Raw genomic sequence first — 15555 nt, 5'->3', positions numbered from 1 at the left:
GGTATCGAGCCGTACACGGGTGTTGTGCGCCACAAGCCGCAACAACCGGGTGCCGAAGCCGATGGTCGGGCTGTGGCTGCGCTTACTAAAGGGGCCTTGGTCTAGACCGGTCAAGGCGCTGCCGGAGTTGTTTTGCAGATGCGCAGCGCGAATGCGGCTTTTCGGAAGAAACGGTTCTTCGAGGGACTCTCTCGCACCTACTGACGAAGCGGGTACTCGGATGATTTCCGGATGGTGCCAGGGCCGGGCGAGACGAGGCCGTCGGTGTGCGCCGGGTGGGGATGAACGAACGCCGAGTGCCCTCACGGGTCAGGGCGTTCGGCCGTGTCACCGCGCGGCGTTACGCTCGCCGACCATGATCGACCGTCAGACGTACACCTTCAGCCGTGCCGACGAACTTCTCGCCGCGGCAGCCTCCGGCGACCCGGCGGTGGTCGCCGACATCGCTCGTCGTGACCTCCGTTTCGCGGCCGACGGTGTCGACGCCGCCGAGGTCTGCGGCGTACTCCTGCGCGGCGGCGGGCACACCCCATTCGCCGAGGACAACCCCTGGAACGTCTCCCACGACCAGGACCTGACCGAAATGCTCGCCCGCATCTGGGCGCCCGTCGCCGCCGAACTCCCCGAGTTCGTCGGCAGGTTGTCCCGCGAGGTCATGGGCCTGGTCCTGGTCCGAGTCGAGGGTGAATACCGCCTCGGGTATATAGCCTTCAAGCCGTCGTACCGCAGCACGACCCGCGCCCCGTCCACCGTCACCGACCTGCCCTCTGTCGCGCCCGAGGGCCGACTCCACTGGTTCTGGGGCGGACCCCCGGAGGAACTCGACACCGTGGGCAGCGGCAGCACCGCGTACGTCCTGCCCCCACCGGTCCGCACACTCGCCTCCGTACACGCGTCCTTGACCGCGCCCACGGCCGAATGGGCGATGGGCACCGGCTCGCTGGACGTCTTCGTGGGCGACAGTCTGCGCGAGCAGTTCGCCCAATGGCGGGAGACCGACGAAGACGACGAGGACGACGACACCGAGTACGCCTACGGCGATGACGACTTCAGCGACTACGACAACTACCGCCTGCTCGCCTCGTACGAGCCCGGCATGCAGTGGAGCATCCTCGTCCCGCCCGGCGCCGACGGACGCTGCCTGGTCTCGACGTTCGACCACCAAGACCTGAACGTCTTTGCCACCGCACCCTTCTGGGAGTGGTTCGACGACATCGCAACGGACATCCTCTTCGGCTCGGCCTAACCCTCGGGAACGGACCGACACCGAACCCGCCGGGCGTCAGGCCCGGCGGGTTCTCCATGCCAACAGCCGGGCAGTGACATCAATTCACATCGACAGTGATCTTGCGACGGCGCCTCAAGTGACTCCCGAACGCACCGCGAAACGACTCCCACGAACAGTGACACAGCCACTCGGCTGCCCGTGCGCCTAGATGTCGCGAATACGAACAAAGATGCTCGTTCGGTGACGGCCGGTGCCGAGAGCGATCTCGATGGGCAACGGAGCCGTGAGTGGGATGACGTGGCCGCCGGTTCGCCCGCGAGCCGGGGCGTCCAGGCGCCCTCGTACTGCTTCGGCAACATGGCGAGCCTGCCGGGTGTCGAGTTGTGGAGAGGTGGTCGTCCTGTGGCCTCCGGATAGTTCGATCAGCAGCGTGCGTGGGCGTTCGGCGGTCCCGATAATGCCGATCAGTAGGGCGTCGGTGGTGTCGCGCGTCCGGTGCTTGCGCCATCGGCGCTCTCCCGGGAGATAGCGCAGGCCGGGGTCCTTGATCATCAAGCCCTCCACCCCGAAGGCCGCGAGTGTGTCCTGCCAGTGCAGGGCTTCGTCGCGATCGCTGGTCGCCATGACACGCTCGAGGGGTGGTCCGGTGTCGGCCAAGACGTCGGCGAGCATTGCGACACGCTCACTGAGCGGGCGGTTTCGGACATCGCCCCATTCTGGGTAAGCGAGCAAATCGAACGTGAAAGCAGGCGGGTTCCCGGGATCTGACACTCGAACGCTCCGGAACCCGGTGGCCCTCGTGGCGGTGTGGCCTGTGCAGCGGCGGGTTGCCGGTCTCGCATCCCGCAGCGAGTGCACCGTGTGGGGCGGATCATGGGGATTCGGCCGTTGTGGGGGGCTTTCAGGCCGTGCCCGCCGGTGTCGGGTACGGGCCGGGTGGTGGTCCGGAAGGTTGGCCCTGACGCCTTCGGCGGCGCTCGGTGTGCACCGTCTCGGGCGTGCCGTGGGGTCGTGTGCGGCCGCGGCCTGCGGTCGTCGGGGGCTTCCTGCTTCCGCCGCCGGGTCGCGGTACGAAGGGGGAAACTCGATGTACTCGACCGTCCAGTCACGCCTGCCCCGTGCCCGCCGGCGGCGCCTCGCGGCAGTCGCCGCGTCCGTGCTGCTGGCGTCCGGCCTGGTGGCTTTGGCCGCGCCGACCGCGCAGGCGGTGCAGCCCGGCCACACCACCGCCTACGTCACCAACTTCGCCGGCCAGGCCGTCTCGTTCGTCGACACCGCCACCGGCGCCACCACCGCATCCGTCCCGCTCACCGGGTTCACTCAGGACGTGGAGGTCGACCCGTCGGGCACCACCGTCTACGCGGCCACCGCGGTCGCGAACACCGTCACGGTCATCGACACCGCCACCGCCACCGTCACCGCGACGGTCCCGCTGGCCGGGATCCCCGTGGCGCTGACCCTCAACCCCGCGGGCACCGCCGTGTACGTCGCCGACACCACCGCGCACGTCGTCGAGGTCGTCGACACCGCCACCAACACCGTCACCGCGAGCATCCCGGTCCCGGGCAACTACCAGGACATCGCGCTGAACCCGGCCGGGACCACCGCCTACCTCACCACGTTCGCGCCCAACACCTTGACCGTCATCGACACCGCCACGAACACGGTCACCGCGACCGTGGCGATGCCGTCCACCCCGTACGGTCTAGTCGTCGACCCGGCCGGCACCGCCGCCTACGTAGGCGTCGGCGGCGGCTCGGTCATCGCCAAGGTCGACACCGCCACCAACACCGTCGCGGCCACCGTCGCCGCGACAAGTCCCGTCAACCTGGCGCTCACCCCGGACGGCACCACGCTGTACGCGACCAGCGCCGTCGCCGGCGGCGTCCACGTCGTCGACACCGCGACCTTCACCGTCACCGCGTTCCTCGGTGGCCTCGGCAGCCCCTCCGACGTCCAGGTCAACTCCACCGGCACCACCGCCTACGTCGTCGACCAGGTCAACCCCAGCGGCTCCGCCCCCGGGAACATCCTCGCGGTCGACGTCGCCACCAACACCGTCACCACCGCCGCCACCGGCGTGACCGGCGCCCGGCACCTGTCCCTGCACACCGTCCCCGCCCCCGAGGTCACCGCCGTCAGCCCCACCAGCGGGCCGATCGCGGGGGGAACGGTCGTCACCGTCACCGGCACCGACCTGGGCGGAGCCACCGCGGTCACCTTCGGAGGCACGCCGGGCACCGGCCTGTCCTGCAGCGCGACCTCGTGCACCGTCACCTCCCCCGCGCACGCTGCGGGCACCATCGACGTGCAGGTCACCACGCCCGGCGGGACCAGCACGCTCACCGCGGCCGACCAGTACACCTACCTCGCGCCGCCGAACGCCGACCTGGCGACCACCGTGGCGGACTCCGCCGACCCCGTCGCGCTCGGCGACACCGTCACCTACACCCAGACCGTCACCAACAACGGCTCCGCCACCGCCACATCGACGACCTCCGCGCTGACGCTGTCCGGATCCGCGGCCGCCATCGTGTCCGCGAACAGCAGCCAGGGCTCGTGCACGATCAGCGCGCCGACCGTGAACTGCACACTCGGCACCGTGAACAACGCCGCCTCGGCGACCATCACCGTCGTGGTCGAGCCGCAGGCCACCGGCACGGTCACCGCCACCGGCAGCACCGCCTCCGCCGTCGCCGACGCCACCCCGGGCAACAACACCGCCGTGCAGAACACCACCGTGGGCAACGGTCACGGCTGCACCATCACCGGCACCGCCGGCAACGACACCCTGAACGGGACCAACGGCAACGACGTCATCTGCGGCCTGGGCGGCAACGACACCATCAACGGCGGCAACAACAACGACCTGATCTACGCCGGAACGGGGAACGACACCGTCGACGGCGGCAACGGCGACGACACCCTCCACGGCGGTGACGGCGACGACATCATGGGCGGCGGCAACGGCGCCGACTACCTCTACGGCGAGAACGGCAACGACACCAACTACGGGGAAACCCTCCTCGGTTCGCTGCTGTACCTGTTCGACAACGGCGACGACCACATCTACGGCGGCCCCGGCAACGACGACCTCGACGGCCAGAACGGCAACGACACCCTCGTCGACACCTCCGGCACCGACACCATGAGCGGCAACCTCGGCAACGACACCATCAACGTCCAGGACGGCACCGGCGGCGACACCGCCAACGGCGGCCTCGGCACCGACACCTGCACCACCGACACCGGAGACACCAAGACCAGCTGCTGACCCGCAACACCCGTGAACCGGAGGCCGGGCGGGCATCAACCGCCCGGCCACCGCAGGATGCCCTTCGCGTCCACGGGGGGACGGGGCCGACGAGCGAACCGCGGCCCGACCCACCAAGATCCCCGACAGAGCCGGCCGAGACCACCACCGCCGACCGCGTCATGGCGCTACCACCCCAACCCGTGCCGGACATCTCGGACCGGCTCAGCGTTGACCAGGTCGACCAGGACGGCCGCCTCGACCCGGTCGCCGCCCCAGGCGTCGGGGCGTGCGGACGGGGCTTCCCGATCGCCCCCGGTCGGGGCATGGTGCGGTGACGATCCCGCCACCGCCAGGAGGAACGCGTGCCCCAGGAAATCGACTTCGACATCCCCGCCCCCACGGGGATCAGCCCCGACCTCGCCGCGACACGACGACGCAACCTCGCCTGGGTGCGCCGCATCGGCCTGGTCCGCGACGGCGACGCCCTGGACTGGTACACCTCCTGGGACATGCCCGGACTGGCCGCCCTCGGATACCCACACGCCCGCGGCGCCGCCCTGGACCTGTGCGCCGACACCATGGCGTTCTTCTTCGTCTTCGACGACCAGTTCGACGGACCCCTGGGCCACGACCCCGCCGCCGCGAACCGCGCGTGCCGCAGGCTGATCGACGTCGTCCGCGGCACACCCACCCCGCCCGAGCGCGAACCCGACCCGTGCACCGCCGCGTTCGCCGACATATGGCACCGCGCGCTCCACCACGCGCCGCCCGGCTGGGCCGCACGCGTGGCCCACGAATGGGAGTACTACTTCGCCACCCACCCCCACGAGGCGATCAACCGACGCCGCGGCACCCCCGGCGACATGGAGCACTACCTCCACGTCCGCCGCGGCATCGCCGGCACCACCCTGCCCCTGTCCCTGGGCGAACACGCCGCCCGCATCACCGTCCCCCCGGCCGCCCACCACAGCCCCCACCTGCGGATCATGCGCGAACTCGCCATCGACGTCACCCTCATGGCCAACGACGTCTACTCCCTCGAAAAAGAGGAAGCCCGCGGCGACATGGACAACCTCGTCCTCGTCCTCCAACACACCCACACCCTCACCCGCGACAAAGCCCTGACCGCCGCGACCGAGGAGATAGACCACCGCTGCGCACGCTTCCGGGACCTCGCGAGCCGGGTCCCGGCCATGGCCGACGAGTTGGGGCTGACCGGCGCGCAGCGAACGGCCGTGGACACGTACGTGGACGTCATGTCCGCGTGGATGAGCGGCTACCACGCCTGGCAGACCCGCACCGCCCGCTACCGCGACGCACTCCACGTACTGCCCGACACCGGCCCCGGCCACCACGACGAGGTCCTGCGGGCCTGAGACCCCACGGGGAAACGGCACACCGAAACACCGCTCGAACAGCCCCCTGAGGACCATCGGAGGGCTGTTTGAGGTGCCCTTGATCTTCCGGACAGCGACCCGCGTAGGGTTGCAGGTAACCGGAAAGAGAAAGCACGTGCCGCCAAGATATACACAGCAGTTCAAGGACGAGGCCGTCCGTATGGTGTTGGACGGTCCCCGACCGATCACCCAGGTCGCACGCGAGTTGGGAATCCACGACACGACACTCGGGACCTGGGTGACGCGTTATCGCAGATCGATGGCGGGGCCGGAATCTGCGCCCCGGAACCCCGACACTTCGACGGAGCGTGAACGGCAACTGGAGCGCGAGGTTCGGAAACTCCGTGAAGAGAATGCGTTCCTCCTAAAAGCCAGCGCCTACTTCGCCCGCGACCATGGTGAGTTCCCGCTACGAACTCGTCGACGCGGAGAAGGCGAATTTCCGTGTAGCCGAAATGTGCCGATGGCTCGACATCTCCCGATCCGGATACTATGAATGGCGAATCCGTCCGGAATCCGCAACCGCACGTCGACGGGAGCGCCTCAAGGCGGCGATCAAGGAGATCTTCACGGCGAATCACGAGACCTACGGATATCGACGCGTCCACGCCGTCCTGGCGCGCTCCGGCGAGACCGCGTCCCCGGAACTCGTCCGCGCGTTGATGCGTGACCTGGGGCTCGTGCCCTGTCAGCCCCGGCCGTGGCGGGTCGTCACGACCCGAGCCGACGGCGCGCATCCGCGCATCCCCGACCTGGTCCGCCGCGACTTCGCTGCGGGCCGGCCGGGCGTCAAACTCGTCGGTGACGTCACCTACATTCCGACCTGGGAGGGATTCCTCTATCTCGCCACGGTCATCGACTGCCACAGCAAGGCGGTCGTCGGCTGGGCGATGGCGGACCATTTCAAGACCTCGCTGGTCACCGCGGCACTCGACATGGCCCGCGGACGGATCGACATCGAGAAGGGCGCGATATTTCACTCGGATCGCGGCAGCAACTACACTTCTGGGGAATTCGCCCGCGTGCTGAGTCGTCACAACATTCGCCATTCGGTCGGACGCACCGGAGTGTGCTGGGACAATTCGATGGCGGAATCCTTCTTCGGTGCCCTGAAGAACGAATGGCTGAACCGCTACGTCTTCACGGACCACGCGAAGGCACGCCGCGAGGTTGTCAGATACATCGAAGGGTTCTATAATCGCCGACGACTCCACTCACGCCTGGGATATCGCACGCCGCTGGAAGTCCTGAACGAGCACAAGCAACTCGGGCTGGCGGCGTAAACAACAGAAGTCAACGTGTCCGGAAAACACGGGGCACCTCATATCGAGGAACTGCTCGGTGAAGCTCGCGACGGTGGATACAGTGTGAGTCACCAAGTGATGACCGGTCTCCTCACCAATGCCGATCAGCACGAGGGTGCCGAACGCGGACGCCGACACCCTGAGCCGGCTCGCCGACCGCCCGCTGGAGGACATGCGGGGCGGACCGCGCACCCACGGCGACAGGTTCCTCCGCGAATTACCACAATTCCTGCGTCAAAGTATGTCCGGCTTGACGGTGTTGTCAGGTCTTCACTTGCGCGTCAGCAGCGTGATGTCGATGTCGAAACCGACGAACAAGCGCTCGCCGGTTCCCACAGCCAGCGCTCCGCATCGTGCGGGCAGCGGACAAACGTCGAGACACCGCCTCGTGGTCAGATCCCATGTTCGCACGGTGTGGTCATCGCTTCCGGTGACGGCGACGGATCGTCCGTCCAGGATGGCGCACGCGACCGCCCGCACACGGTCGGTGTGTCCGGTGAGGGGTTGGCCGCTTGGAGTGCCGGTGGCGAGGTCCCACACCCGCACGGTGTGGTCAAGGGATCCGGTAACGACGACGGGTTGCCCCTCCACGCTGGTGAAGGCGATCGCGCGCACGCTGCTGTTTCCCGTGAGAGGTTCGCCGCATTGGATACCGGTGGACAGGTCCCACACCCGCATGGTGTCGTCGAGGGCGCTGGTCAGGGCGACGGGTCGTCCGTCCAGGACGCCGCACGCGACCGCGCGCACCGGGGCGGTGTGTCCGATCAAGGATCGGCCGTAGGGGTGTCGACGGGACCGGCCCGACGCTTGGACTCCGAATTCGTCCAAGGTCCGGCCGTTGGGGTGTCGAAGGGACAGGTCCCGCACTTGTACGCCGAATTCGTTGTCCGCTGCGGTGACGGCAACGGGTCGTCCGCTCACGGTGGTGCACGCTATGGCGTGCACACCTCCGGCGTGTCGGCTGAGGATTCGGCCCTGAGGTGGTTGCTCGGTCGTCAAGTCCCATATCCGCACCGTCTTGTCGTTCGCGCCGGTGACGGCGACCGGTCGTCCGTCCACGACGGTGCATGCCACGGCGTTCACTTCGTCGGTGTGCCCGGTGAGGGGTCGGCCGCGGGGACGCCCGGTAGTCAGATCCCACACCCTCACGGTGTTGTCGCCGGCACCGGTCACGGCGATAGGTCTTGTGTCCACGGTGGTACATGCGATCGCGCGCACGGGACCGCCGTGTCCGCTGAGGAGTCGGCCGGGAGGCCTTCGGGTGGCCAAGTCCCATACCCGCACGGCCTTGTCGTCTGCACCGGTAACGGCGACGGGTCGCCCGTCCACGGCGACGCATCCAACCGCACGCACCCAGCCGGTGTGTCCGGTGAGAGGGGAGCCGCGTTGGATATCGGTGGTCAGGTCCCACACGCGCACGGTGTTGTCGATGGATCCGGTGACGGCAACGGGTCGTCCGTCCACGACGGTGCACATCACCGCGAGCACTTCGTCGGTGTGCCCGGTGAGGGGCTGGCCGCGGCGGCACCCGGTGGTCAGATCCCACACCCTCACGGTGTTGTCGCCCGCGCCGGTGACTGCCATGGACTGCCCGTCCACAGTGGCACACCCGATCGCATTCACGCGGCCGGTGTGTCCGGCGAGGGGATATCCGCACTGGGTGCCGGTCGTCGGGTCCCACATTCGCACGCTGCGGTCCATGGATCCGGTGACGACAACGGGTCGCCCGTCCACGACGGTGCACACCACCGCGAGCACCGGGCCGGTGTGCCCGATGAGCTCTCCGCCGTGGGGCTGTCCGGTGGTCAGGTCCCATACCCGCACGGTGTTGTCGTCAGCGCCGGTGACGGCGACGGGTCGCCCGTCCACGACGGTACAGGCCACCGCACGCACCCAGCCGGTGTGCCCGGCGAGGGGTCGGCCGTGGGGCCGCCCGGTGGTCAGGTCCCACACCCGCACGGTGTTGTCGTCAGCGCCGGTGACGGCAACGGGTCGCCCGTCCACGACGGTACACGCCACCGCACGCACCCAACCGGTGTGCCCGATGAAGGGTTCGCCGCGTCGGGTGCCTGTCGTCAGGTCCCACATCCGCACGGTGTTGTCGTCGGCGCCGGTGACGGCAACGGGTCGCCCGTCCACGACGGTACACGCCACCGCACGCACCCAACCGGTGTGCCCGATGAGAGTGTCGTGGTGTGCGGGGTCTGCTTGCCCGTCGGTTGCCGCGTCGGCCGTCCATGCACCGGATTCGATCCTGTCGTTGAGTGCTGTCGCAAGGATCCGGGCGTTGTGCCGTGTTGCGTCCAGGGCAAGGAGTCGGCGGCGCATGGCGGGTCCGCTGTCCCGATGATCGCCGATCGAGGTGCGGTAGACGGCGCGGGCCAGCCGCGCTCCGTCCGTCCGGACCCGGGCGAACGCGGTGACGAGCGCGGCCGGATCCCCATGAACCAGGTACTCGGAGTCGACCAGAAGTTCGTCGAGTCGACCTGCGGCTTCGGCATATGCGGGGGCGTGACGCAGAACGTATGAGGGTGCATTGTCCCAGGTGCGGGTGGGGCCGTCGTGGACGGTGTGGGTGACAAGAAGGTGGTCCAGGATCTTTCCGGCGGTGGGGCCGGAATCGGCCTCGTCAACCGTCGGGTGTCGGATGAGGTGGTCGACGAGGCCCTGGTGGAAAAGGCGGTAGAGGAGCGTGCCGTCGTGGTCGGGGGTGGCACACAGGTAGAACAGGGCGTCGGGCAGCAGGGTTCGGGCGTGGTCGGGGGCGAGGTCGACGAACAGCCCCGCCAGTGGGAGGGCCACCTCGAGGGGCATGCCCTCGCCCCGGGCCAGCGCCAGCGCCGACAGGACGGCGCGAATGCCGGGGCCATCGATACGGGAGGAGAGGTCCAAGTCGAGGACCGCGGGTAGCGTTGTGGGCGCCGAGCGGCCCAGCTCCCGGGCACCGTCAACGTCGCTCGGGACGGGAATTCGTCCAAGGTGGCGGGTGAAGACCTCCGCGACCAGGAACGCGCCCCATTCCGCCCGCTGTTTAGGGGAGGAGACAAGGCGGTCGGCGACGGCTTGGGCGAGATGTCGCCGGATCGCACGCCGGCCCGGTGGAGCGTAGGCGGGCATGTCGGTCAGGCGGGCGTTGAAGTAGTCGGCCACGTCGTCGCGGACCTCGTCCGGGTCGGCGTCATCCAAATCCACCAACCCACGTGCAGCACCGGCCAATTCGAGCAAGGCGGCGAACCTCGGCCACGGCCGTGTACCCACCAGCAATCGCACCGAAGGTGTGCCGTCGGAACGCAACACGCGTGCCACGTGAACTAGGTCTGCACACAACGCCACCGGATCGGACGCCTCATCCAGGGCGTCCACGATCACCGCCGGAACCTCGCCCATCCGCGGCAACATGTTCGTGAATGCCTTCGCGTCGACCGACACATCAGGCTCCGTCTTCAGGCCGAGTTGGTCGGCCATCGACACGAACACCTCTGTCGTGGAGCGCCCGCGGGCGTGCACGGCGGCCAGGCGGTCGTTGACCGACGGGCAGGCGTGCGAGTCCCGGGCGTCCAGGCGTTCGCGCACCTGCGGTGCCGCCGACACCAGGTCCGGATGGGCGGCGCACGCCAACGCCGCCAGCAGCGCCGACTTCCCCGCCCCGGGAATGCCCGTGACCACCCGCAGGCCACCGATCTCGACGTCGTCCAACCACGGTGCGAGCAAGTGGAGTTGGGAACGACGCCCGGTGAAGCGAGAACCCGCCTTCTCGGTGAAATGACGCATGTCCGAGGGACTCAGGAACCCCCGCAGTGCCGGGTCCATCCGAGCCACACGCACCGCGCCCGCGTCGTGGAAGGGGTTGGGAAAGAAGGGCAGATCCGGCTCTTCCGTCGCCAGGACCATCGCCGTGCTCCGCACCGTCTGAGCCATACCGGCCATGCGTTCGACGTGCCGACCGATCCTGCGAGCCACCACCGAGAACGGCACGTGCGACCGCGCCGGGTCGGTGTCCAGTCCGGTCCGGGCAATCTCCTCGAACACCTCCGCCAACGCGAGGCTGAACCGGCCGTCGTACGCGTTCTCACCGCCTCCGGAAGCGGCAAGCACCCACGCGATCGCCGGCGAGTCCGTACCGTGCACCAGGTGAGGCAACGCCGCAGCACGTCCGGACCGACACAGGTCGAACAGGAACAGCGTCGGGACCCCCAACCGTTGCGCGTCGTCGACCCATTGCGTGATGTTCGTGCCCCGGCCCACGCACGCGTCCGCCGGCACCACGTCCACCCGATACGGATTGGCCGCATCCGCGTCCCCGTGCGAGGCGACGTAGACCACCCGCGCGTTCCCCAGCGCCCCGTCCACCGCGGCCCGCAACGCGGCCGAGTCGACGTCCCGGTGCACCTCGGTCGCGTATCCCAGACGGTTCAGCGCAGCCGCGACCGACGGCACCACCTCGTCCACGAACGGCAGATCCGACCACGCCGACGCACCTACCGCGACCTCACCGCCTGTCACATCCGCCTCGAAGTGCCCGATCCCCACCACCAACGCACGCCCGACCTCCACCCACGCCCCCACTCCCGTGCCCGGACAGGACACACAGCGTGCCAGGCATCCACCGGTCACACCCGACGAACGCAGGCAAAGCCGCGGCGGACGCTGCGCCGGGCGTCGAGTGATGGCAGCGTCCGGGAAACGGCGTTCGGGCACGTCTACCGGGTTCGGCCCGATCGTGCGGGGCGAGTTCCGGGGTGGACATGCCCAGGTGCTTCCCGGCTCCATGCCTCGAGCGGTGCGCGCGGAACGATGACGATCGCGGATGTCCCGGTTTCGCCAAGGACGGATGAGCCCGAACCACGCGGGTCCCCGGATGGGCGGTCGCACTCCGCGGCCACGACCTGCGACCCCACTGCGAAATCTGCCGTTATCTGGGGTGCGATCAGGGCGTGAGGTGTGTGAGGCAAGAGGCCCATCTCCGTACACGCCTCACGGTTATCTGCGGGTTCGTCAGGCGCGTTCGGCATGCGGGGGTCACCCGCCCTCGGAATCCGATGGAATCCATCGACCGCGGATGCCGGCCGGTGCCAGGATGCCGGTATGACGATCATCATCAAGGGGGCCAACACCCTGCTGCCCGGAGGCCCGTTCCGCATCACCGTGGCCCACGAGGCACGGCCGGGCACCCCCCTGGTGGCCGCCACGGCGGTGCTGCTGGACGCGGCGGGCCGGGCCCGCGGTGAAGCCGACGTGGTCCGGGGCGATCGGCCCTCGCGCCCCTCGGGCGCGGTACGGCACCTGGGCGGGGCGGCGGAGGGCGGGCTCCTCGTCCAGCGGCTGGAGGTGGACGAGGAGGCGGTGGAGACCGCCGTACAGCGGGTGCTGATCGCCGTCCTCGCCGCGGGCGGGACGTTCGACGCGGTCACCGGGCTGTCGGTGGAGGTGGCCGGCGGCGAGGGCCCGTGGGCGGCGAGGTACGAGGTCACGGACGCCGGCGGGGATACCGCCCTGGTGCTCGGAGAGTGCTACCGCCGCAACGGGGCCTGGCGCTTCCGCGCCGTGGGCCAAGGCTACAGCGCCGGACCGGCCGCGCTCGCCGCCGACTACGGCATACCCGCGCAGGTCCTGCCGACCGCGCTGCTGCCGGGCCCCGCGATGGCCGAGGTCCACAAGGAGGCCGTCCCGCCCCCGGGCATGATCCCGGGCCTGACCATGAACAAAACCCCCGCCGCGACCCCGGGCGTGCCCGTGAGCGGGGCCCGGGTGATGTCCCTGGCGAAGGCACCGGGCCCGGCCACCGAGGTCCATGAGGGCCACGGCAAGCTGGAGCTGACCCTGGTGAACCCAGAGCCCGGTCGGTCGGCGGTCGTGGAGTTCGAGCGGACCCGCGTACCCGGACCGCACAGCTGGTTCTACATCTGGCGGCTCGACGAGCAGGGCGAAGTGGAGGAGCTGAGCATCTTCTCCTCCACCAGGGACGCGCGGGGACGGCTGCTGGCGTTCGCCAAGGGCGAGCCCGAGGTGCGGATGAGGGTCGAGGGCTCCGGCGGCTGGCAGTTGCGGGTCCGCCCGATCGACACGGTGGAGACCCTGGGCAAGCTCGCCGAGGGGCGGGGACAGGCCGTGCTGCGCTACGCCGGCCCGCCCGCCCTGATCCGGGCCACGTGCGACGGCCCCGAGAACACCGCCGGCTACGTGCACACCATCCAGCCCGACGGCACCAGCCACAGGGTCGGACAGATCGGCACCATGCTGCCGATGACCGGTCCGCTCGCCGTCGGGCCCGACGGCTGGTGCCACGTGGTCGTGAAACTGGACCACGCGGCCTCGTGGAAGCTGGAGGTGCTGCCCCTGGACGACGTCCGCGAGCTGCGAGGGAAACTGTCCGGCCACGGCTGGGAACTGCTCGAGATGACCGGCCCCGCCGCGAAGGTGCACGTCCGGGTCGACCGCGGGGCCGAGTCCGACTCGATAGTGCTGGCCACCATGGACGCGTACCTGCGCCCCGAGCGGCAGCTGTGCCGGAAGCCGGGAACCTACCTCGTCCCGCCGGGCCTGATCGGGGTCCGCACCTCCGAGAAGTGGAGCCTGAAGGTTCGCCGCTGACCGGTGCGCCCGGCCCCATCGCGTCGGTGACGCCGGCCTCCGCACGGAGCGGACGCCCACGGCTCCCCGGTGCCTGGATCCGTAGCTTCGGCCGGCACTGCGTAGGGGCATCACATACGTACCGGACGGTCCTGCGTGACCAGCGGTGGGAGCGGATGCGGAAGGCCGACCCAGCCTTACCGCCCGCTACGACAGCGCCGTGCAGGCCATGCGGGAGAACAAGAGGAATAGCGGGACGTCGTAGCACCCGAACGTCGAACCCCAGTCCAGGTGCTTCGACCGAAACACCTGGACTGGGGTTCGAACGACGTGCCTCACATACCTCACGCGGTGATCAAGGCGCTGACCTGCGCACGGGGCCGACCATCCCCAGAGAATGAACGACCGCGCCAAACCCCACCCACCGATTGAGGACAGCACCACGGACAACTCGCCCGCCGCAGTCGGGGCTAGAACGAGACACAGGCCCGACCCTTGCAAATCCGGAGCAGATCGAACGGGACCACCAAACGGTCCTTGAACCACTCAATCTGCCCCTCGCAGGTCAAAGACCGATCGCAGGATCGCTCTCACTGGGACAGGACACCACGGGCAGCGTTGGTGGGCCATGTGCATCCGTCGTTGGCCATCTGGATCCTTCAGCCGTCGGGACGGCCTCCGACTCGCAGCCCGGCGTTGTCTCCCACGCAGGCGCCGGCCCTCGGGCGGGCTCGCCGGCAGCGTGTCGGAACCGGCGGGCGGCGCCCCAGGCCCACGTTCCGGCGGTCGGCCCACCCCGAACCTCCGCTTCCGCAGGCCGGCCCTGGGTAGGAGTCGAACATCCGCGGTGGTCCGGGGGCCGGACCCGAGGCTCGGACGACCACGCCCGACCCGGAAGGCCCCACCCATGCCCACCACCCGTCACGAGGAACTGCGCACGGCCGTCACCGCCGCCCGCCGCGCACTCGCCGCACACCCGGACGCGGAGACCGCGCCCGCCCTGGCCGACCTGATCGCCGCCGCGGAACCCTTCGCCAACTTCGCTCCCGCCGTCCTCCCTCCCGTACCGCGCGCGGGCGCACCCGCACCGATCGACACCGCACCGCCGGCGAGACCGGGGCAGCGACCCCAATGACGAGAGCGTCACGATCGAGGACTCGGCAGACGGCCCATCATGCGGCCGCTTCCCGCCCGCGACGACGGATGGCCAACCGACCCCGACCAAGGTGGCCAACAGTCGATGACCGCCCCACCATTGACCAGCAGTGTTTCGAGCGCCTCTGGCCATCCATCGCTGACGGTCACAGCCGCGCAGGCTTCGCCCGTCACCGGCGCATTGGTGTCGCCGGGGCGGTCTCGTCGACGGCGGCGGCTTCCTTGCGGCGGCGTCGGTGGCGGGAGTCCGGGACGCAGTCGACGGCGTCGCAGGCGCGTTCGAGTTGAAGCGGGAAGAGCGGCTCGGTGTCCCACGGCTCGAGCGGCGGGACCAGGAGCACGTCGGCGTCCCGCTCGGACGTCAGCCGGACCCGGCGCTCCCGGTCGCCGATCAGGCGCAGGGTGATCCGGGTGAGGGCGAAGCTGCCGCGGTGGTAACCGATGGCGTGTCCGGCGGCGTCGTGGCGGGCGGCGTCGATGTGCTGGTGGATGCGGCGGCCCTGCATGGGGCAGCTCTCGCAGCACCAGACGATGCCGATGTCGAGGTGCTCGCGGCCAGGAGCTCGGCGAGCGGGCCGCAGTCGGTGGTGGTGGTCATGCCGGCCTCAACGACGACGCACGGTGGCGTGACACGGGGGCCGGCGA

9 protein-coding genes are annotated in these 15555 nt (G+C 69.6%); 6 read left to right on the top strand and 3 right to left on the bottom strand.

Features of this window, described 5'->3' with window-relative positions:
• The first annotated feature begins 355 nt into the window (after positions 1-355).
• A complete protein-coding gene (locus ACIRL2_RS35475; protein ID WP_402237765.1) occupies positions 356-1246 on the top strand; it encodes a hypothetical protein in 891 nt (296 codons plus the stop codon).
• A gap of 186 nt (positions 1247-1432) precedes the next feature.
• Here the strand turns inward: ACIRL2_RS35475 and ACIRL2_RS35470 are convergent, their stop codons facing one another.
• Positions 1433-1999: a hypothetical protein gene (locus tag ACIRL2_RS35470; protein ID WP_395872790.1), complete on the bottom strand. Its 567-nt coding sequence runs from the start codon at positions 1997-1999 to the stop codon at positions 1433-1435.
• A 316-nt stretch (positions 2000-2315) separates the two neighbouring features.
• Here ACIRL2_RS35470 and ACIRL2_RS35465 point away from each other — a divergent pair, with 316 nt between their 5' ends.
• The 3 genes from ACIRL2_RS35465 to ACIRL2_RS35455 all read left to right on the top strand — a co-directional run bounded on the left by ACIRL2_RS35465 (position 2316) and on the right by ACIRL2_RS35455 (position 7164).
• Entirely contained in the window at positions 2316-4502 is a 2187-nt protein-coding gene (locus ACIRL2_RS35465) for an IPT/TIG domain-containing protein (protein WP_402237763.1), read from the top strand.
• 344 nt (positions 4503-4846) lie between these two features.
• Complete coding sequence (locus tag ACIRL2_RS35460; RefSeq protein ID WP_402237761.1) at positions 4847-5860, top strand: terpene cyclase; 1014 nt, start codon at positions 4847-4849, stop codon at positions 5858-5860.
• A 181-nt stretch (positions 5861-6041) separates the two neighbouring features.
• A protein-coding gene (locus ACIRL2_RS35455) for an IS3 family transposase (protein ID WP_402237851.1) occupies positions 6042-7164 on the top strand; the annotation gives its coding sequence in 2 pieces (ribosomal slippage) (positions 6042-6274 and positions 6273-7164; 1125 coding nt in all).
• Between the two features lie 291 nt (positions 7165-7455).
• On the opposite strand, the gene ACIRL2_RS35450 is transcribed toward ACIRL2_RS35455, so the two are convergent.
• On the bottom strand, positions 7456-11739 hold the full coding sequence (locus tag ACIRL2_RS35450; RefSeq protein WP_402237759.1) for a caspase family protein: 4284 nt from the start codon (positions 11737-11739) through the stop codon (positions 7456-7458).
• 531 nt (positions 11740-12270) lie between these two features.
• Between ACIRL2_RS35450 and ACIRL2_RS35445 the strand changes: the two genes are divergently transcribed.
• Complete coding sequence (locus tag ACIRL2_RS35445) at positions 12271-13776, top strand: TerD family protein (RefSeq protein ID WP_402237756.1); 1506 nt, start codon at positions 12271-12273, stop codon at positions 13774-13776.
• Positions 13777-14662: 886 nt separating this feature from the next.
• A complete protein-coding gene (locus ACIRL2_RS35440; protein WP_395872784.1) occupies positions 14663-14890 on the top strand; it encodes a hypothetical protein in 228 nt (75 codons plus the stop codon).
• A 190-nt stretch (positions 14891-15080) separates the two neighbouring features.
• Here ACIRL2_RS35440 and ACIRL2_RS35435 read toward each other — a convergent pair whose 3' ends face one another.
• Positions 15081-15416, bottom strand: a complete 336-nt coding sequence (locus ACIRL2_RS35435) for a hypothetical protein (protein WP_402237754.1) — start codon at positions 15414-15416, stop codon at positions 15081-15083.
• Between the last annotated feature and the right edge of the window lie 139 nt (positions 15417-15555).

Source organism: Embleya sp. NPDC127516, assembly GCF_044765325.1.
Taxonomy (GTDB): Bacteria; Actinomycetota; Actinomycetes; order Streptomycetales; family Streptomycetaceae; genus Embleya.
Note: the sequence above shows the minus strand (reverse complement) of the source record. Positions and strands in the feature narration are given on the sequence as shown.